General features: G+C 47.7%; 18 protein-coding genes and 1 pseudogene. 14 read left to right on the plus strand and 5 right to left on the minus strand.

The window, feature by feature from the left end:
- Positions 1 to 4 precede the first annotated feature (4 nt).
- From nfi to JOY44_RS12690, 4 genes and pseudogenes are all read left to right on the plus strand, one after another.
- A pseudogene (gene nfi / locus JOY44_RS12675) lies at positions 5 to 708 on the plus strand (deoxyribonuclease V).
- Between the two features lie 72 nt (positions 709 to 780).
- Positions 781 to 1,218, plus strand: a complete 438-nt coding sequence (locus JOY44_RS12680; RefSeq protein ID WP_171574103.1) for a DUF4079 domain-containing protein — start codon at positions 781 to 783, stop codon at positions 1,216 to 1,218.
- A 97-nt stretch (positions 1,219 to 1,315) separates the two neighbouring features.
- A complete protein-coding gene (locus JOY44_RS12685; protein ID WP_171574104.1) occupies positions 1,316 to 1,852 on the plus strand; it encodes a hypothetical protein in 537 nt (178 codons plus the stop codon).
- Positions 1,825 to 2,643: an ATP-binding cassette domain-containing protein gene (locus JOY44_RS12690; RefSeq protein ID WP_242541778.1), complete on the plus strand. Its 819-nt coding sequence runs from the start codon at positions 1,825 to 1,827 to the stop codon at positions 2,641 to 2,643. Before JOY44_RS12685 ends, JOY44_RS12690 begins: the two co-directional genes overlap by 28 nt.
- Before the next feature lie 183 nt (positions 2,644 to 2,826).
- Here JOY44_RS12690 and JOY44_RS12695 read toward each other — a convergent pair whose 3' ends face one another.
- A complete protein-coding gene (locus JOY44_RS12695) occupies positions 2,827 to 3,165 on the minus strand; it encodes a P-II family nitrogen regulator (protein ID WP_171574106.1) in 339 nt (112 codons plus the stop codon).
- Between the two features lie 185 nt (positions 3,166 to 3,350).
- Complete coding sequence (locus JOY44_RS12700) at positions 3,351 to 3,902, minus strand: hypothetical protein (protein ID WP_203032020.1); 552 nt, start codon at positions 3,900 to 3,902, stop codon at positions 3,351 to 3,353.
- A 256-nt stretch (positions 3,903 to 4,158) separates the two neighbouring features.
- On the opposite strand from JOY44_RS12700, the gene queF reads away from it, so the two are divergent.
- The 9 genes from queF (at position 4,159) to JOY44_RS12745 (ending at position 14,227) form a co-directional block, all read left to right on the plus strand.
- Complete coding sequence (gene queF, locus JOY44_RS12705; RefSeq protein WP_171574108.1) at positions 4,159 to 4,599, plus strand: preQ(1) synthase; 441 nt, start codon at positions 4,159 to 4,161, stop codon at positions 4,597 to 4,599.
- 101 nt (positions 4,600 to 4,700) lie between these two features.
- On the plus strand, positions 4,701 to 5,495 hold the full coding sequence (locus JOY44_RS12710) for a cobyrinic acid a,c-diamide synthase (protein WP_171575957.1): 795 nt from the start codon (positions 4,701 to 4,703) through the stop codon (positions 5,493 to 5,495).
- Positions 5,492 to 5,875, plus strand: a complete 384-nt coding sequence (hpxZ, locus tag JOY44_RS12715) for an oxalurate catabolism protein HpxZ (protein ID WP_171574109.1) — start codon at positions 5,492 to 5,494, stop codon at positions 5,873 to 5,875. The genes JOY44_RS12710 and hpxZ overlap by 4 nt, the downstream gene beginning before the upstream one ends.
- A gap of 113 nt (positions 5,876 to 5,988) precedes the next feature.
- The gene (locus JOY44_RS12720) at positions 5,989 to 6,699 is read left to right on the plus strand and encodes a DUF4333 domain-containing protein (RefSeq protein ID WP_171574110.1); all 711 of its coding nucleotides are present in this window, start codon (positions 5,989 to 5,991) and stop codon (positions 6,697 to 6,699) included.
- Between the two features lie 300 nt (positions 6,700 to 6,999).
- A complete protein-coding gene (locus JOY44_RS12725; protein WP_171574111.1) occupies positions 7,000 to 7,971 on the plus strand; it encodes a hypothetical protein in 972 nt (323 codons plus the stop codon).
- 311 nt (positions 7,972 to 8,282) lie between these two features.
- Entirely contained in the window at positions 8,283 to 9,632 is a 1,350-nt protein-coding gene (locus tag JOY44_RS12730) for an S-layer homology domain-containing protein (protein ID WP_197985272.1), read from the plus strand.
- Positions 9,632 to 11,383, plus strand: a complete 1,752-nt coding sequence (gene menD, locus JOY44_RS12735; protein WP_171574112.1) for a 2-succinyl-5-enolpyruvyl-6-hydroxy-3-cyclohexene-1-carboxylic-acid synthase — start codon at positions 9,632 to 9,634, stop codon at positions 11,381 to 11,383. The genes JOY44_RS12730 and menD overlap by 1 nt, the downstream gene beginning before the upstream one ends.
- Before the next feature lie 42 nt (positions 11,384 to 11,425).
- Positions 11,426 to 12,889, plus strand: a complete 1,464-nt coding sequence (gene cysS / locus JOY44_RS12740; RefSeq protein WP_171574113.1) for a cysteine--tRNA ligase — start codon at positions 11,426 to 11,428, stop codon at positions 12,887 to 12,889.
- 72 nt (positions 12,890 to 12,961) lie between these two features.
- Positions 12,962 to 14,227 carry a metallophosphoesterase family protein gene (locus JOY44_RS12745; RefSeq protein ID WP_171574114.1) on the plus strand — a complete coding sequence of 422 codons (1,266 nt, stop codon included), beginning with the start codon at positions 12,962 to 12,964 and terminating at the stop codon, positions 14,225 to 14,227.
- Between the two features lie 270 nt (positions 14,228 to 14,497).
- Here JOY44_RS12745 and JOY44_RS12750 read toward each other — a convergent pair whose 3' ends face one another.
- Positions 14,498 to 14,995: a DUF4168 domain-containing protein gene (locus JOY44_RS12750; RefSeq protein WP_171574115.1), complete on the minus strand. Its 498-nt coding sequence runs from the start codon at positions 14,993 to 14,995 to the stop codon at positions 14,498 to 14,500.
- 448 nt (positions 14,996 to 15,443) lie between these two features.
- Between JOY44_RS12750 and JOY44_RS12755 the strand changes: the two genes are divergently transcribed.
- Complete coding sequence (locus JOY44_RS12755; protein ID WP_171574116.1) at positions 15,444 to 15,674, plus strand: hypothetical protein; 231 nt, start codon at positions 15,444 to 15,446, stop codon at positions 15,672 to 15,674.
- Positions 15,675 to 15,857: 183 nt separating this feature from the next.
- Here the strand turns inward: JOY44_RS12755 and JOY44_RS12760 are convergent, their stop codons facing one another.
- Together JOY44_RS12760 and JOY44_RS12765 are read right to left on the minus strand one after the other, a co-directional pair.
- Positions 15,858 to 18,044 carry a tetratricopeptide repeat protein gene (locus tag JOY44_RS12760; RefSeq protein WP_203032021.1) on the minus strand — a complete coding sequence of 729 codons (2,187 nt, stop codon included), beginning with the start codon at positions 18,042 to 18,044 and terminating at the stop codon, positions 15,858 to 15,860.
- 291 nt (positions 18,045 to 18,335) lie between these two features.
- Positions 18,336 to 19,991: a hypothetical protein gene (locus JOY44_RS12765; protein ID WP_171574118.1), complete on the minus strand. Its 1,656-nt coding sequence runs from the start codon at positions 19,989 to 19,991 to the stop codon at positions 18,336 to 18,338.
- Positions 19,992 to 20,244: the final 253 nt, after the last annotated feature.

Here is a 20,244-nt window from a genome sequence, read left to right on the forward strand (position 1 = left end):
CTTCATGAATATTGCGTTACCGGATTGGTCATTCTCCCCCGAACAGGCGATCGCGCTTCAGCAAGAACTTCGCAGCCAGGTGATTGTGGCGGATCAATTAAGTGAGGTGCGCTATGTGGCTGGGGTGGATGTGGGCTTTGAAGCGGAGGGAACCATTACTCGTGCTGCTGTCGCTGTATTGAATCCAGACGATTTGCAGGTGTGCGATCCCGTCGTCCCACGACCTTTCCCTATATTCCAGGTTTGCTTTCTTTTCGTGAAATTCCGGCGGTGGTGGATGCTCTGGAAAAGCTAACGATTTTACCCGATCTCATTTTGTGTGATGGTCAGGGAATCGCTCACCCGCGTCGTTTGGGTATTGCCTGTCATTTGGGATTAATCATTAATTTGCCCACAATTGGCGTTGCTAAATCTTTATTAGTGGGCAAACATGCGGATTTGGCAGATGAAAAAGGCAGCTATCAACCGCTGATTCACAAAGGCGAAACGATTGGCGTGGTATTGCGAACTCGTGTTGGCACGAAACCTGTTTACATCTCTCCAGGACATCGGATTAGCTTGGATACCGCGATTGCTTACGTCATGCGCTGCACTACCAAATATCGCCTACCCGAAACAACTCGCCATGCTCACAAACTCGCATCGGGCCCGGCAATTGACGCGAGCCAGGTTTTACCCGCTCCCCCCGATCAACTTTCTCTCTTTTGACCAATCATCTAAGCAAACAGCTATTCGCTAGAGTGTTTAAGTTATCTGTAAATTTATAATTCCTCTCAACTCGTGAATCTTCCTTCTTTTATTTGGCTTTGGCGAATTGCAGCGTGGTCAATGGGTTTATCCTGGCTTGCCTATCTGCTGTTAGGAATTTCTGGACTGTGGATGCGATCGCTAAGGCAAAATGAGCAGGTCCGCCCGGACTGGTTACGTCCAGTACATTTTTTGCTGGGATTGACTCTAGCCCTTTTAGTACTGCTGCTATTGGCGATCGGCATCGTTGGAACCCTGGGAGAATACGGCAGACTAGGACATTCTGTGCATCTCCTGTCAGGGTTCGCTGTTGTGTACCTGGTTTTTCTGTCTGCTTGGAGTGCCGTGCAGATTAGCATCGATCGCTTATGGGCAAGGCAGCTACATGTTGGAATTAATGCAGTTTTGCTGGTGGGATTTATTTGGGTGTCGTTTACAGGTTGGACAGTGGTGCAGAAATATTTGCCCTGAAGAATAAATGCTTAGTGTAAAGTGTAGAAAAAATGGGGAAAGATTAGTGGAATCGGCTCAGGCACCACAAGAGAGTCAATCTATTTCTTTAATACCAATGCCGGCAATATTTAAGCTTTCGCCGTTGATTCGGGTGACGCTGCTAGGATTATATGTGGCTTTAACAGTGCCATTACCTTTATTGCCGCAGACGGACGGAGTTGCCGTTTCCCCTAAATGGCTGTGGTTTGGCATTGGCTTAGGCTTTATCGCACTGTACGGGGCGTTATCGGAACGGGTTATTGTGACTGAAACTGAGATTCAGGTGACCTATCCAGCCTGGATGCCGCGCATTTTGCGGAAAGGATGGGTGCTGCCGTGGGCGGAGGTGAAAGCTCTGAAACCTCGTTCCACTGGGCAAGGGGGGATTGTGTACTATTTTTTGAGTCAGGCTGAGCAGGCATATTTGCTGCCCATGCGAGTCGCAGGATTCTCGCGGTTGGTTCGCTTGGTGCAGGAGAGAACAGGCATTGACACGAGTGATGTCCGTTCGTTGTCGCAGCCGTGGATGTATTTGACTTTGTTAGGGTTGACGTTGCTATTGCTGCTGGTCGATAGTTGGACAATTTGGACAGCACTTTCGCTCATGGCATGATTTCTCCCACTCAACCCGCCCAAATTCGTGTAGATCGGGTGAGTTTTGCCCCCCAGCTATTTAAATCTGTCAAACTAGGGCGCAGGGCACAGCCTAACCTACCTGCTTACTATTCGCTGCGAGATGTTTCGTTTGAGGTGTTTCAGGGCGATCTCATTGCTATTGTAGGTGCCGCTGGTGCTGGCAAAACGTCTCTATTGCGTCTGCTCAATCGTCTGATTTCACCTACTCAGGGATCGCTTTATTTTAACGATCGCTCCTATACTCAAATTTCGTCCGTTTCCTTACGACAACACATCCTCTTGCTGCCCCAAGAAACTAAACTGCTGGGCATGACGGTTCAGGAAGCGTTAACGTATCCCCTGCAACTACGGGGTGTTTTATTGCCAGAAATTGCGGAACAAGTGACTAAGTGGCGCGATCGCTTACAAATTCCATCTGAGTGGCTTGCTCGAACCGAGCAACAACTGTCGCTGGGGCAACGACAATGGGTCGCGATCGCTCGTGCCTTGATTGCCCAGCCACAAGTTTTATTGCTCGACGAACCCACTACCTCACTGGATATCAGTCAGCGCAGTCAGTTTTTGTCAGTCTTAAAACAGTCTGGCTGTGCCCCCACTGTTTTGATGGTTACGCATCAACTTGACCTTGCTCAGGCGTGGTGTACCCGTGTTTTGCATTTTCAGCAAGGACAGTTAGTTGCAGATCAATCGGCGAATGCAATCAACTGGCACAACCTTGAGGAAACCTTGCAGCAAGCCGCGATCGCCCAGGAAGAAGAATGGGCGTGAGATGTTTAAAATCCACAAAATGAAAAAGGCTCTCCAAGTAGGAGAGCCAGCGCTCGATTAAAAGGCTAGAGACGCAACCTTATACTTTTAGAAGGTATGGCAACTCCACTGACCTGGGCAACGGAGTAGCTAAACCGAACGCATAGAAGCTTCCAGTACTGTTAGAAACTTAAATAAGACCGTCTAGACGGCTTCCTGGTTCTTTTCGCTCGTGCGGATGCGAATGATTTGATCGACTGGAGTTACAAAGATCTTGCCATCGCCGATCTCACCAGTACGAGCCGCTACGATAATCTTATCGATTACCATATCTACCTGTTCGTCTTCAACCACAATTTCAACCTTGAGCTTTTGCAAAAACTCAACGGTATATTCTGACCCGCGATAGCGCTCAGTTTGTCCTTTCTGACGACCAAAACCTCTTACTTCAGAAACCGTCATGCCAACAATGCCTGCATTGACGAGCGCAATTTTTACCTCATCAAGCTTAAACGGGCGAATAATAGCCTCGACTTTTTTCAACTCACTCACTCCTTATTGTTATGGATTGCTTTGTTATCTAGCATGTCACTTTCTATCACCGTCCAGAACGAATATTTTGTAACAAAGGGTACACTCTGAGGCTTAGCGATCGCGCACTTTACCAAATACCTGCCCTATAGCTAGATATAAAGATATTTTAGGCATTCATCATTAGGGGAGCGATTCTAACGTGAAGGCAGCAACGGACGCACAATCAAAAATCCGGTGCCAAACGCCGTCACAATGATCATGCAAATGACCAAAACTAGCCACCATGCACCGATTTCTTTTACCTCCGCCTGAGCAGTCGAACTAGGCTGACTAGTTTGCCCCGTAAACAGCTTTCCTGGAAAGCCAGTAATCTGCTTTAGAGCATTTTGGGTAGGGATCGCAGCAGACTGATTATTCAATTGGATGGGTTGTTCTGAGGGGGCGGAGGTGAATGAAGTCTCGGCGGCTGGACTTGAAGAATTGTCTGTGCTGGAACTGCCTACCTGCAAATTAATATCTGCAAGCTGGCGAAGGTAGAGGGCTGACTGCACCACCCGCTCAATTTCAAGCCGCAACTGCTGGTTCCTTTGAACCAGGTCATTATTCTGACCTTTGAGAGAATCGAGAGAGGTTCGAGCCGCTTGCAATTCACTTGCAACTTCGCGGTAAACCGAGATAGGGACAGACGGGCTACGCGCAACCTCGGATCTTGGAGCTGGCGCAGATGTTTTGGGAGGTTGCATCATCGGTTTAGTATTGACATTAGAGGGCATAGGAAAGAAGTGTTTGTAGATACAGCAAAAAATGATTGACCACAGGATAAACCCAAACTCAAAAAGTGACCGTTTTTCTTGAGAGGCCGCAGACAAGAGTTTTTAGTTCTAAGTTTTTAGTTTTTCCTAGACCTTGTCCCCTTGATTCCTAGTTCCTTTAAAGTAAAGACTTCGCGGACTGATAAGTCCGCGCATGCGCGATAGCTCACGTTATTTCCAAATCACAATCATGAGTCAATTTGCTGCCGATACAATCCCGTCTGAGTCTGAATTGCCGAACCCTACCGCAGAAAAATATGGGGAGCGGTTGATTGAGTCAGGGCAACTGATTACCTTTCCAAATCCGCGAATTGGCAGACGCTACGAGATTCATCTGGTGCTGCCTGAATTCACCTGCAAATGTCCTTTTTCGGGCTATCCAGATTTTGCAACGATTTATTTGACCTACGTTCCCAATCAGAAAGTGGTGGAGCTAAAAGCGATTAAGCTTTACATCAATAGCTATCGCGATCGCTATATTTCGCATGAAGAATCTATCAACCAAATCTTGGATGATTTTGTTGCTGCTTGTGACCCGCTAGAAGTGAGACTTAAAGGCGACTATAATCCACGGGGCAATGTGCATACTGTGATTGAGGTAGAGCATCGTCACCCTTCGGCTCAAGCATGATGTACCAGAAAAAGTAGGTCGTGTCTGTTTATAACTGCACAGGTTGGGCACACTGAATGATAAGTCGGCGCACTATAGCGATCGTCGCCTTTGAACTACTTATGAATCAGCCAATTGAATCGTCACTGACCCTATCTAAGGCCGTTTTTTCTGAGAGTCTGTTGCTCAAGCTTCCTCCAGAAGCACAGCGGTGGGCTGAGAGCTTGCCCTGGGCACAGCGGCGCTACGTGTTGTCGTTGTGTCACCTCATGGGTGCCGCTGCGCCCGAAACACGGGCACAATTTTTAGATGACTATACTGCCGATGGTTTGGTGTCTAAAGTTTTAGAAGACCGTGACACAAAGCAAAAAGTCAAAGAATATCTGAAGGAATTTAAGGTCAAAACGGACCTAGATACGAATTCTCTGCGCCATTATATTCGTCAGTTTTATATCCATTCGGCGCAGGATATGCGGACTCAGCCCCAGCTTTATCTAGAGTCAGCGCTGCGGCTGGTGATGAGTACGGAAGAACGCAATAATGTGTTCTCGTATATTTTGGGCTTTGAATTGATTAAAATGATGTTCAGCATGAGTTGGTATCAGCAGGAAAAGCTGTATCGCTTACAGCGGAACCAGGAAGAGTTTTTGCAGACTTATATCAAGCCGATTCAACACGCTCATCGGATTAACCAAATTATCGTGCCAAAGGATGAAAATCTGTTTTTTGCGCGGCGCGACTATTATGTGAAAAAGCCGATTATGTCTGAGAGAAAACTGGTGGAGTTGGCGATCGCGACCTTTCCCACCGATGTCACCACGAACATGGGCTTTTCTATCATTCGTCATTCTCAGTCGCTTGTCTTCGATTATCACTATATTTTTGAACTTGATCAAGATGCAATTTATCTGCAATGACCTATTCTCAAAATGATTTAATTGCAGAGCTGACCCAACTCTACCTGACCTACGAAACTGCCCTTTGCACCAATGATTTGGCAACTTTAGATGCGCTGTTTTGGGAATCGACCAATGTAGTGCGATTTGGTGCAACCGAAAATCTCTATGGAATTGACGAGATTCGCCAGTTTCGCCGATGTCGCTCGCCGCAAGACTTAGCGCGAGAAATTTCCCGGTTAACAGTGGTGCCGTTTGGCGACGATACGGCAGCAATTACATTGGAATTTCGGCGAACTATTAATGGAACGGCGCGATTGGGTAGGCAAAGCCAGTTTTGGCGTAAGTTTCCTCAAGGCTGGCGGATTGTGTCTGCCCACGTGTCGCTGTTGCCACTTTAGGACTTGTGACAAGAACGCGATCGCCTATCTTAAAATCCACCCCTTAACAATCTTTTCACTTGCATAATAGATAGCGGCAGAGGATGCTAGTGAGCTATCAGGAGATTGTTTGTATGAGTCAGCGCGATCGCCAATTACGTCAATGGACCCGACAATTCAGCCCTAAAGGATTTGGATGGATGGTTGCCGCAGGCGCGATCGCGCTTGCTGGATGCACCTCCCTACAAACTAGCCCAACGACCACAGAATCGTCAGTCGTTCAGTCTCCGTCTCCCACTCCAACGGGCTTGTTGCCCAATCCCAGTCCAACTGAGATTTCGCCTAGCGTTAGCCCAACGACCTCTTTAAGTCCCTCCCCAACCGTGGAAAAACCGGAGTCCGTCAAGACCGTAGAAACCAATTTGGCGGGGTTGGTCGGCAAAGCTGGAAACTTAACGATTCAATCGGTAGACTGCCCAGCAACGTTGGTCGCCCCCACCCCAACTGGAACTCCTGCCGCTGCCACAACACCGAAAACGTATGAGTGCCAAGTGACCTCAGATGCCGGTGGCTTTACAGTTGTGGTAGAGCCAACTAGTGATCCCAATAAATTTCGCTGGGGCACCAAGGGCATGTTGCTGCTCTCTAAGTTGAATGACTTTATTCAAAAAAGTGCTGAGAGCAAAGATCTTGGCAAAGTTGGTGTGGATTGTGGCGGCAAAATTAGACCTGCTAAAGCTGGAGAAACTTTTGACTGCAAGGTCACCGATGCAAAAGGTTCTCTTCGGACGGTTAAAGTCACAGTTCGGGATGAGGCTGGTAACGTATTTATTGCTCCGCTTTAATTGCTGTTAGTTGGCTCTTGGCTACTGGCTTTGTTACGGCTGAGGTCTGACACCAGCGCAATAAACAGTTCAGTCACAGAGCGATAAAGTTAGCAAGCTGAGAATTTTTTAGCCTTTAGCAACTTCGCCCTTTCCGTTCTATTTTTTAGAAGAGTCTTTAACGCTTGCTAACTGGGTTATCACTGGATTATCACTGACCAATTTAGCCCGGAATATTCATAGATGTTTATATTCGCAAATAACGAAAATAAGTGGATTAGGATAGCGGCATCATTCACCGTTGTAGCAGGAGTGTAACTTATGGCTGGCAGTTCCAGTTCCAACCGACCGCTTAATGCCGTAAATCTTCTTAGCGCCGCCGTCAAACTTTACCGTTCTCGCCTGAACCAACTTTTGAGCGTTGCATTTACCGCTACGCTATGGAACTTACCTCCGCTGCTTGCTGCCCTTGTTTTAGCTGGAGTAACAGGATTTGTAATCACTACCTCACCGAACTCAGTGGGTCTAGTCAGCTTACTCAGCATTGTCCTCTGGCTAGGGTGGATTGTGCTTGTCCTCTACTGTTATGCCAAAAGCTTGATGAATACCGCCCTCATTTCTCGGCTTGCCTATGGAGAGCTAATCAGTCACCCAGAAAGCATTCAGGAATCTCGTGGACATCTTGATCGCAAAACTTGGAAGTTTCTTTGGACTTCGGTTCTTGTGGGGCTGATTTTATTCGTTGTGAGTTTTAGTATCAACATTGCTGTCGCGATCGCAGTATCGCTTGTGGAAGGAGTTTTTGGAGAAACCTCTGCGCTTGCGGGGCTTGTTTCGCTCGTGCTGAATTTGGCGGCTTTGGTGACGGCGTATTGGCTTCAGGTTTGCTTGTTTATTTCAGAAGTACCCCTAGCAGTCGAAACCAAAAACAGTAGTGTTGAATCCATTCGTCGCGGTTGGGAACTGTCGAGAGGAGCAGCAGGGCAGATTTTTTTGGCGATCATGCTCGCAGGATTGATTACACTGCCGCTGATTATCTTGGCATTTATTCCATTTATACTGACGTTGATTGCAAATATTTCTCTGTTGGTAGTGGCATCCCAAGGACAGATACCTGCCCAAGCAGCGGTTGTGGCGCTCCTCATGTCTCTAACGATTAGTATTTTGCTGGTCTTATTTTTGAGTATTTTCATCATTCCATTTTGGCAATCACTCAAAGCGTTGATCTACTTCAATCTGCGCGGTTGGCACGAAGGACCAGAGTTACAACTGCGCGACAATAGCCTAAATTAGCTCCCTTCAAACTGAGAATCGGGCGCTGTTTGAATCCAGCTTTCTTAGCAACTTTAAAGCGCATAGAAACCCCTTCCATCCCGCACCGTCTCCAGCGCCCTCTCGGAGTTAGTTTTATGGCTTAGCAACAGACGAATAATAGAAAACAATATGGAACTCAAAATCCAAAACATTTCCTGCGGAGGCACTGCGCGTTGGCAAAGCTAGTCTGAGGGACTTACAACACTTAAAACATTCTATTCCTGCCTCCTCAAAACTTTTCTAGCCCTTCACTCTTGCTAATCTGCGCTAGTGTGGGGCTGTATAGGATTTTGCTGAAAGTAACTGTGTTGTTTCATCGATTATCGACTTCACTAATATTGTTATGCTTGCTGTTGACCAGTTGTGCCAATAGCGGTTTAGGAGAGTCGCTGCAAACCTCTCTGGCAGCCGATCCTAAGCTAAAAGATACGGCTGTGGATGAGCAAGCGATCGCCCCAACGCCTTCTCCCACTGAGATCCCAGATTCTCAAGCAGAACTGCCGACTGCGTTTCCAACAGAAATTCCACAATATCCGGCGGCAGTGTTGCAATCGGTCAATGAATCAGACCGTGCAACCCAGTGGGCAAGTGCAGATAGCAGCGATCGCGTTTTTGCCTTCTATCAGCAGCAGTTTCAAACGAATGGCTGGAAGCTGGAGGAATCACCCTTGAGTACAACCCAAGGAACTCTGGTAGCCAGTCGAGATGATCTGAGAGTAACGGTTACTGTTCAACCTAAACTCGATCCATCTAATACGGCTCCTACTGCTAACCCTGTGGTTGGCACCGATTTCACGATTCAGTATCAGCAAGGTAGTTCTTCCGTTGGGGCGGCTCTTAGTCCAACGCCTTCGCCGACTGAATCCACGCCCACGCCACAGGAAGCTTTCTTGGGATTATCGGGAAGCTCGGATGAAACTGCCCCACCTAGTCAGCCAGCAGTCACACTGCCACCAAATTCCTTCACAGACATAGATAAAGCGCCCAAGGAATTGCAGCCCTATATTACTGCCCTTGCTCAGCTTGGTGTTTTGGATCTACTGGCGGGTAGCAAAGAAAAAGCTAGCGTCAACAATTTTGCGCCGAACAAGCCTATTTCGCGACGAGAATATGTTCGCTGGCTATTCGCTGCCAATAACCGTTTATATCGCGATCGCCTCGCTCAGCAAATTCGTCCCGCTGCGGGTAGTTCTCAGCCAGCTTTTCGGGATGTGCCAGTCGGCGATCGCGATTTTGCAGCGATTCAAGGCTTGGCAGAAGCTGGCATTCTTTCCAGTGCTTTGTCGGGCGATTTAGCTGCGGTCACCTTTCGTCCGGATGCTCAGCTTAGCCGGGAAAACTTGCTGCTGTGGAAAGTGCCCATGGATACCCGGCAGCCTTTGCCCACCGCCAGTTTAGATGTGCTTAAGCAAACTTGGGGCTTTCAAGATGCTGCTCGGATTGATCCCAAAGCGCAACGTGCGGTACTGGCAGATTATCAAAACGGCGACCAGTCTAATATCCGTCGTGCCTTTGGCTACACCACAATTTTCCAGCCGAAGAAAGCCGTCACCCGTGCTGAAGCCGCTGCCACCCTAGGCTATTTTGGCTATCAAGGAGATGGTATTTCGGCTCAAGAGGCATTGAAAACGGAAGAATAATGGCGATCGATTTCACCAATACTAATTTGGTTTGGACTTCTATTCTGGTGGAGACGCTGTTTCGATTGGGGTTAAAGACAGCGGTGATTTGTCCGGGATCACGATCAGCGCCTTTAGCGATCGCGTTTGCCAATCATCTTGATATCGATGCGATTCCAGTATTGGATGAGCGCTCTGCTGCCTTTTTTGCGCTTGGGGTTGCCCGTCAGCAGCATCAACCTGTAGCATTGATTTGCACTTCAGGTACGGCTGGCGCAAATTTCTATCCGGCTGTGATTGAAGCCTATGAAAGTCGAGTGCCACTGCTGATCTTTACAGCCGATCGCCCCCCGGAACTGCGAGATTGCAACGCTGGACAAGCGATCGACCAGCAAAAACTCTATGGCTCCTTTCCCAACTGGTACACCGAACTGGCGATCGCGTCAGTGGAGCCTGATCTGCTTGCCTATCTGCGTCAAACCATAATTCACGCTTGGGATCGGGCGCTTTTTCCAGTTGCAGGCGTGGTTCATCTCAACGTGCCCCTCCGGGAACCGCTTGCTCCTGTTCCCGAACCCCATGTTCAAGCCCTCGCCTTCAACGCTACCGATTTTTTTTCTGCCCTCCCTTCCATGCCTTCGCCTCTCTCCTTCTCCATCCCTCTACTACCTATCGCTGACTGGCAAGCCTCAACCCATGGCATCATCATTGCTGGACTGGCTCAACCAGCCGCGCCTGAAGCCTACTGCCGCGCGATCGCCGCGCTTTCCAGCTACCTTGGTTACCCTGTTCTGGCGGAAGGGCTATCTCCCCTCCGCAATTATGCTGACCTAATTCCCAATCTCATTTCTACCTATGATCTGATTTTGCGAAATGCAGCATGGTCAGAAAAATTAGCACCTGAAATTGTGCTTCGCATTGGAGACATGCCCACCAGTAAGCAATTGCGTACCTGGGTCAGTGCAACGCAACCGCGACAGTGGGTGATTGATTCCAGTGGACGCAATCTAGATCCACTTCACGGTAAGACCATTCATTTGCATTGTTCAGTGGAGCAGCTAGCGGCAGCATTAGCCCCATCAATGCAGTCTACAGCTCAAAATCTCAGTCCTTATTGGCATCTTTGGCAAGCCGCAGAAATTGAAACTCGCCAAAACTGCGATCGCACGTTGAGCCGCACAACCGACTTGTTTGAGGGAAAAGCTGCCTGGATGCTTTCCCGCTGCTTGCCGCCTGGCACGCCACTATTTATTAGCAGCAGTACTCCCGTGCGCGACGTAGATTTTTTTTGGGTTCCTAGTAATTCTAGAATTCAGCCCTTGTTTAATCGGGGAGCTAACGGCATTGATGGCAGCCTTTCCACAGCGCTAGGGATCGCTCATGACAATCAGAGCAGCGTCATGCTCACAGGCGACTTAGCCTTGCTGCATGACACCAATGGCTTTCTGCTGCGACAGCATTTTGAAGGACATTTAACAATCGTTCTAATCAACAATAATGGAGGCGGCATTTTTGAAATGTTGGCGATCGCCCAATACGATTTGCCCTTTGAAAAGTTTTTTGCCTTGCCCCAATCGGTTGATTTCGCTCAATTATGCAAAACCTACAGTGTTGAACACGAACGAATAACTGCTTGGGATCAGCTAGCAGACCGACTGAATCCCTTACCAAAATCCGGCATCCGTGTTTTGGAACTTTGCACCGATCGCAAAGCAGATGCTCAATGGCGACAGCAGCATTTAGGCACCTTTGCTGCAAAGATGAATGATTAAGCGGCGAACAATGATTTGCCTTAGCCCCTAACCCCTACTCTTATGCCACTCCAGATTTACAATACACTCACCCGCCGTAAAGAACCCTTTCAGCCTCTAGAACCAGGCAAGGTGCGAATGTATGTGTGTGGCGTGACGGTCTATAACGATTGCCATTTAGGACATGCGCGATCGTACATCGTTTGGGATATTGTCCGGCGCTATCTACAATGGCGCGACTACACCGTGCAGTATGTGCAGAACTTCACGGATATTGACGACAAGATTATTCGGCGATCGCAAGAGGAAGATATTCCCTGGCAAGCGTTAACGCACAAGTACATCAATGCCTACCTCGAAGATATGGGTCGGCTGAATGTGCTGCCTGCGGATGCTTATCCAAAGGCAACGGAGGTGATACCCGAAATTGTTGACTTAATCGAAACGCTGATTGAACAGGATTGCGCTTATGCCGTTGCGGGAGATGTGTACTATGCAGTCGAGCGCTTTCCCAGTTACGGCAAGCTTTCGGGACGTAAACTCGACCAGATGGAAGCAGGCGCTAGCGGACGAGTAGACGAGGAAGAAGCCCGTAAGCGACACCCGTTTGACTTTGCATTGTGGAAGGCAGCAAAACCCGGTGAGCCAGAGTGGGAGTCGCCGTGGGGCATGGGACGACCGGGCTGGCATATTGAATGTTCGGCCATGGTAAAAAAATTGCTGGGCGATCGCATCGATATTCACACCGGCGGCGAAGATCTGGTGTTTCCCCATCATGAAAACGAAATTGCCCAATCAGAAGCAGCAACGACTAAACCGCTGGCGAATGTGTGGATGCATAACGGCTTCGTCAAAATTCGGGGCGACAAAATGTCTAAATCCCTGAAGAACTTCACCACGATTCGATCGCTGCTGGAAACCACCGATCCCATGGTGGTTCGGCTATTTGTGTTGCAGGCACACTACCGTAGTCCGATTGATTTCACCGATGAGGCGATTAAAGGTGCTGAAAACGGTTGGAAAACTCTGGAAGAGGGCTTGAAGTTCTTTGACCAAGTTTCAAAATTGCCGAACTGGTCAAATAACCCACCAGACAGCTTAGATCCAGAATCAGTTGAGCGTTTCAACGCAGCAATGGATGATGATTTCAACACGTCCGGTGGTTTAGCAGTTTTGTTTGAATTAGCAAAAGACTTACGGCGTGAAAAAAATTTACTGAGTCATGAAGGTAAAACCACAACGCCAACAGAGCAGTTGCATCAAAAATGGTGGACTTTGATTGATCTGATGTGCGTTCTGGGATTGATGAAGAAACGTCCAGAGATTTCTGAGCTAGAAATGGGTTCTAGCACTGGAACGGAGCTTGGATTGAGCGATATCGAAATTGACGCATTGATTCAACAGCGGCAAGATGCCCGAAAAGCGAAGAATTTTGCCGAAAGTGATCGCCTCCGCGACGAGCTTGTGGCAAACGGCATCACCTTGATCGATCAACCTAGCGGTATGACCCGTTGGTATCGTAATTAAGGAAACCGCTAGGTCTCGTGTGAGCGATCGGCTCCATCCGCTAGACTTGGGCTAGTTCATTAGACTCTCACCATGCCGCGCTTCCTGCACATCTCGGATATCCACCTGGGCTACGATCGCTATGACAGCAAAGAGCGTACCCTCGACTTTTTTCGGGCATTGCAGGATGTGATTCGGAAATATGCGATCGCGGAACAGGTTGATTTTGTGGTGATTGCCGGAGATTTATTTGAACATCGATCCCTGCAACCCAATATCCTCAACCAAGCGAAGGTTTGCTTCCAAGAGTTACACGAGGCAGGCATTCCCACGATCGCGATCGAGGGCAACCACGATAACCGCCCCTACGGCACCAAAACAAGCTGGCTCCGCTACCTGGCAGAATGGTACGGACTGATGCTGCTAGAACCGGGTGACACTGCGTTAGGCGAACCCATTTATCAACCCTGGAACCCTGATGAAAAGCGCGGTGGCTATGTTGATCTGGATTGCGGCGTGCGCGTGATTGGTTCGCAATGGTATGGTGCCTCGGCTCCCAAAGCGATCGCCCAGTTAGCTGAAGCCATTCACGCGTTACCCGCCCCGCCCGCAAACACCGTCATGCTGTTTCACCACGGCTTAGAAGGGCAAATCGCCCGCTACCAAGGAGCTTTGCGCTACGCCGATTTGTTGCCCCTCAAACAGGCTGGAGTCGAATACCTCGCCTTGGGGCATATCCACAAAAACTACGAAGAGCAGGGCTGGATTTTTAACCCCGGGTCCTTGGAAGCAAACAACATTGATGAAACCAGCTACAAGCGGGGTGCATACCTGGTGGAAATTAATTCCGCTGGAATTCATGCTCAACTGAAGCAAGACTATTATCAGCGTCCAGCCCTGCGGCTCAAGCTGACTACACGCGGACAAGAAAGCCTGGAAGAACTGGAAGAAAGCGCGATCGCATTGGTTCAGCAAGCCATCCAATCTCGCAAGATCAATCCAACTGATCAGCCGATGATGGAATTGAAAATTGAGGGACAAGTCGGCTTCGATCGCCTGGAACTGGACACCCGCAAACTTCAGCAGACTTTAAAGCAACTCAGCAACGCGCTGATTTTCCTGCTCAAATACGACGTGGACTCAATTGAATACGCCTCGCCTTTGTCCGATGAAGCCAGCCGTCTGCAAATTGAGCAGGAAATTTTCATTGATCTACTGACTGCAAACAACGTCTACAAAAAACGCGCCCCTAACCTGGCACAAGGACTAATCGAACTAAAGGATTTGCAGCTACAAGGGCGCTCAGAAGCAGAACTTTACACCTTTACCGAAAGTCTTTTGAATCAATCCGCTGAGTAGAACCTCCCATCCCGATCTAGAAATCGATGATGTTGAAAGTTTTCTGAAACATGCTAAGAAGGCAGCGGCAGCAGGTGAAAAACTAGCGCGGGCTGTGGATAGATGGTGTAAACAAGCGAAAAAAGAGGCTAAGGGCAACGATGAAAGGTGAGTGAACCAGGGCGAAATGACGAGTAGTGCAAGCAATCGCCTAACAGTCAAAAAAGCTGCCGTATTTTATAGATCCTGCTATCTAGCAATATCAAGTTTTTTAGAAGTGTGCGATCCGCGTTAGAGGTTTCCCTGCAACTGTCGTTTCAGCGTGGGGTTCTGCTCGATCGCTCGTCCGATTTGGTTAAATCGCTCTAGGGTTAATCCTTGGAGCCTAATAGCTCGGTTTTGCTTTGGGGAGGTATCTTGTTGAATTTGATTGATTTTTGCTAGCGCTTTGTCAAACCGCTGTTGCTCTTTCGCCGAAATATCTGCTGTCAAAGGAGAGTCAGGATTATCTTGCCTTTGTCCAATTTCCTGAAACCGTTGGGGCGTTAATCCTTCTGCTTTGAGCGCCTCTGCCATGCTTTGTTGCATTTCCATCTCAACTTTTCTCAGTTGCTTGAGGGCTTGGGCAAACTGCTGTAGCTCTAGCGGACTCGCTGACCCGTTTGATCGGGGCAGGGATATGACCTGGTTTGGGGAGGGTGGGCTTGGTGATTGGGCGTGAGTTTGGGCAACTGCCACTGGCAAAAACAACAAAGCCCCAACAAATGCCCCGGCAATTTTTCTTTTCATGAATGATGTTCTTGAAAGACAAATTTTAGCTATCTTGATTCACAGACAATCTCTTGATTGTACTCTCACCAAGACGATTCATCTGCAAAGCGACTTTGCATAACTTGATACATCCTATCCCGATCGCTCCCTTCAGCATGTTTTTGAGATTGCAAATAAAGAAAATGTTGAAACCATGCAATCTAATAATCCTGAATTTTCCGGCAGGTGAGTATGCGGATATTAACGACTGAGCTTATCGAAGATAAGTATATTTCCCCGATTTTAAGCAGTTGTCCAACCTTAAGGGCTAAATTCCACGATCGCTGAAAAAGCTGACGGTTAAAGTCTTGTGATCGCTCATCTCAAAAAACTCCTAACTCCGCGATTAACGGCTGCATATTCCCTGGCTCAGACTGTTGGGCGATCGCATACTCATGGCATCAGTTCAAAAGCGAGAGAGTGTAGGATGAAAAGCTTTAATCAACATGGCTGGCTGCTGAGATTTGCCAGCAAAGTGTTCAAATATTTTCTGCTGGGTTTGTTTGGATTACTTATTGCACTCCTGTTTTCAGCAATTGTGGGATTCATGCCGCTAATCGCCCTATTGTTGAGCTTGCTGGAACAATGCTTCATAAAATTTGCTATTACTGTTCTCTGCATCGTCGGTGTTGCAGTAGTGCTTGAATCCATTCGTTAGCTGTTTCAACTAACCAGATGAACCCCAAGCAAGCATGATCTCACTGTATTGAAGAGTCGGCGATCTCTTGTCATAAACTTCGCTCCTCAACCTCAGATAAAGTGAAGTAATGAGCATCAACTGAATAATTTGAGCTAAAGACTTCACCACTTTACCTTCATGGTGTTCCCTCACCTTTAACTTTCAATTTTGCATTGATCGCCTCACTCGCTCCACTTGCTTTGGTGCGTCCATCTCACTAAATAGTCGAATTGCCTCTTGAAAGCTTTCGCCACTTTTGTCAGTTTCACCTATTGCTTGATAAGTTAATCCACTTTGATGAAGAGCTTTAGCAAGATAAAGCTTGGCGCCAACTTCATTTAAAAGTTTAATAGCTTCTAAGTTTAATAAGCATGATTTACTGAAAGCTTTTTGCTCGTAATAAATTTCTGACATTCCGCACAAAGTTCTGGCTTTAGCCTGGCTGTAGTGACTTTCTTCAAGCTCCAACATGATTTTTTGATATATTTCAAGTGCTTTTTGGTGATTTCCTAGTTTTTTATAAGCTAATGCTAAAAAACTCATATAAAATGTGCTTATCTTCGTTCCACTTTCTACAAAATAATCACGATAAAGTTCCTCAGCTAGTATGTGAGCATCGTGTGTGAGATTTAGGGATGTCTTTACAAAAACCAAACAAAATAGAGCCTTCTTGGTAGATCTCTCAAAACCATATTTTTTCGATAAATTTATGGCTTTATCCAGTAAGTATTGAGCGTCTTCTAGCTGCTCAATATCAATGTTGTAAATACTTCTAGCGATTAAAGAATAAATATTTAAACGTTCTGCTCTCCATAAATCTTTTTCATTTACATGAGAGCTTTTCAAGTATTCAGTTATTATTGTCTCTACTTTTTCTTGAAACTCAAATCCTCTTTGTATGTCGCCAAGACCCCAGTGAATATCACCTAAAGTAATGTACATTGTAGCTAAAGAAAGCTTTGAACTAATCGCATTAATTACTTGATTGATAGATATTAAAGCTTGCTGCAATAAACCTAATCTATAAAATGAATCACCAAGGCATATATTTCCTCGAGCTTCTTTGACAGTTCTTCTTTTTAAAATGACTTCTGCTGCTGCTTCCAGCTCATTAATTTGAAAATAGTGGTGATAGGCTTCGAAAGCTCTTAATGCATCTTCAAGGGTTTCGACGGTTATAGTTCCTTCTGTCCAAAATCTTGCTGCTTCACGACTGGTTATTTCCCAAGTTTCACTGATTCTTAATCGCGCGATCGCCTCTGCTCTGATCACCGGATGCAACCAAAATTCTCCATTTTCACAATCAATGAGTGAGCGATCTTGCAAGGATTTAATCACTCGACGATGACGGTTTTCTGGGATGTCCCAGAGTAGGCAAAATACCCCTTCAATGGGTACGGTGGGCACGTCTTGATAGCGATAGCAACCCATGCGGCAAAGCAAATTGTAGGCATCTGAATCAAGCTGTTGCAGGCGATTAAATTGATTCGTTACTAAGTCTTCTAAATCTCGTTCAACCAGCAAATCATTTTGATTTGCTTGCCAGTAAGCTTCCGTTTGTCCAGAGAAGTCTTCCAAAATCACGCCGCTGATCAGATCCATCGCTTTGGCATTGCCGCCATAGGCATTATGCAGAGCCGCTAGAGCAGATTGCTCCCCCCCATCTGTCGTTGTCGAAGGGGGTGCAGAAATATTGCGGCTTTGGAAGAACTGCGACCAGGCTTGTACATCCAAACTTTTCAGTCCGTAGTAGTGAACCGTAATCGCAGGTTCTCGCAGGCGTTCACGCGTGGTGATGAGCGTAAGGGATTGCACAGTCGGATCATTTAGCACTCGCAGCAGTTCTAAATAGCGACGGTGGGCTTCAATGAATTTGCCTGTGGAATCTAAAGCTGGTTCTAGGTTGTCGATCAAAATGCCAATGCGATCGCTTTGTAGTTTGCGTTTGAGCCGATCAAGGGACACGAAAAATTCTCGCCCTGGTTCTTCGCCCAGTTGCCGCAGCTTTTCTTCAATCAGTCCTTCAATTGAAGCAATGTCCTTGGTTTCCTTGGCAATCGGAAACTCCAGATATGAGCCAAACTCTTGCTGGAGATATTTCCGTGCCAGGGTGGTTTTGCCAACGCCGCCCCTCGCCTGAATCACAATCACATTTACCTTCCGGCTGACCAGCGCAGTTAGATCCGCGATCGCGCTCTCCCGTCCGACAAAATTAGGATCAGCCTGTGCCGCTACTGCCTGTGCCGCTGTTGCCTGAGCCGCTGGCATATGGTCGTTATCTGTCAGGATTAAGCCAAAGGTTTCAAAGCAGCGGGCGATCGAACTTTTGTCTGAGCCTTTGCCATCCAAGACGTTTTTCACAGTTTCAGGATCTAGCCCGGTCAACTCGCCCAACCGCTCCAGCGTATATTTGAAGCCTGAGTTCTCTTCGTTTTCGCGCGATCGCAACCGCTCCCGGAGTTGCTTCAGTCCTTCGGGGGTGAGAACACGGGCGCGATTCCGCCGGGGTGCATTCATAGGGTTTGGATTAATTCATGCTGCCGCTTCTTATATTTTGATGGACTTTGCAGAAAAATAGGCGCTCGTCAGAATCAGACGAGATCGCTGGCAACCAAGCCTTCTCGATTCACCCATCAAGTCTTACTTCTTAGGGTTATCGCGGATAAAATCCGTCAAACCTAGATATTTCGGAGCAGTACTAATATCTTGATTTTGATATTCCAGTGCGCCCCAAAAGCCCCATTTACTTGGCGCTGCTACATCGTTGAACTGGTTAAACAGTTTGCCGCCGCTTTGCTTCCACTGGTTGAGGTAGACTTTGTAGACTTCTCTCATGCGAGGGTTGCGATTAACGGTGGTAAACAAGGTCGTCATTTTAGCCACTTTGTCTTCAGGAAACTGATAGCTTGTCAAGTGTGCGCCCCCTTCATAGGCAACCAGGGCAACACCAAACCGTTTGGCAACAGTGGCATTACTATCTAGCATTGCTTTGATTTCCGTGGAGATTTCGCGCATCATGCCATCAATAATTTGGTCGGGGGTCAGGTTAACGGTGGTGTTGATGTTTTTGACGTCGTTAATGTTGCTCCAACTGCCTTTGCCGTCATAGCCTAAGCCATAAAAATAGGGCGCGATCGCATAAGCGTCAGCGTGTTTGTAAGCATCTTTCCAGCCTAAAATTTGCTCTGCTGTCCAGGGATTGGCTGCTTGTCCTGCCAACACTCTAACCAAGCGCGGTTTGCGGCTTGCTCCAAATACGTCTTCCCAAATTTTGAATATCTCAACGGAACGCTCCGAGTAATAGCGTAAGCCTGCACCCCAACTGGTATCATCCAATCGACGCTCTAGCCCTTTCTCACCAACGTATTTTGCCTGACTGAACATGCTGTTCCAAACTTCGTTGGAATATTCCACATGAACTTTGAGGGCGGGATCAAGGCGATCGCGCACCATTACAGCAAAATTTCGCACGTAATCATCGCTTGCCTGGGCTGGCAGGGTAAACCACGGGTCAATTTTGAGCGTGTTTGCTAGTTGAATCAGGTGTTCCAACGCTACGCCTTTGCCGCTGGCTTGAGATGCGCTGTTGGGGGTGGCGCGATCGCTCCAGTTCACTATTTTGGAGTTGTTAGTTGCTGCCCAATCCATAAACCGTACTGTGCTAAATTGCTTCAGCCGCTCTAGGAACACCGGATGAAACGGCTGAGTTTGGTATGTGTTCTCAAATCCCGGCATGATGAAGCGGATATTGCGAATCGGATTGCTGGGATTCGTTTCCAAAATTTTCATAAACACCCCTTCCCCGTCGATTGTCACATCCACCGCCATTTTACCGGGGGACTGGCTGATGATTTTGGCGGTATTGAAGGTAAAGCCAATTTTGCCATCACCGTCATACAGCAGCGTGTATTTGCCGGAGGGAAAGTGTTTGCCAATCATCATCACGGTTTCGGCAGCTTGTCCAGGTTCCAGGGATGCAATCCAGCCCTCGGGGTTTAGCTTGAGGGTGCCGCCCTGTCCCCAAGGTGCGCCTTGCCGCTGTGGAATCCAAGCTCGTGAGGTTTTAAACGCATCCACAAAGCCCCATTGGCTCGACCAATCGGCAATGCCAGCCAGGTTTGTGCCTACGGTAGTTTTGGTTTCCGCCGCGATCGCGTTGGCGCTGTCATCGTTTTTGGTGCCGAGCGACTGAATCGGATTGCTACCTAAGGGCTTTAAGAACCAGGCAAGACCAATGCCAAACAGGAGGGCGGTGCTAATTAAGACACCATTTCTGATGCGTCTACTAGATTTCATGGGGATCTATCTTGGCTAAAAAGTTTCATTTCCAGGTTGCCCAGATGGGTGGCTAGCATAACCCTGCGCCGTTTGCCAGAGTGGGGCTTGAAAGAGCGATCGCACCCTGAACCACCATAACAAGTTACAAATCAGATGAGGGCATTGCAAAATTCACAAATCATCTACATAAATTCGGTCTGCTAAAGGGGATTATTCGAGTATCAGTTTGCAACTGGCGGAAAAACCAGGTTTGCTGGCGATTCCTTCCTAT

It is taken from the genome of Leptolyngbya sp. Cla-17 (assembly GCF_016807185.1).
Lineage (GTDB): Bacteria > Cyanobacteriota > Cyanobacteriia > Leptolyngbyales > Leptolyngbyaceae > ULC077BIN1.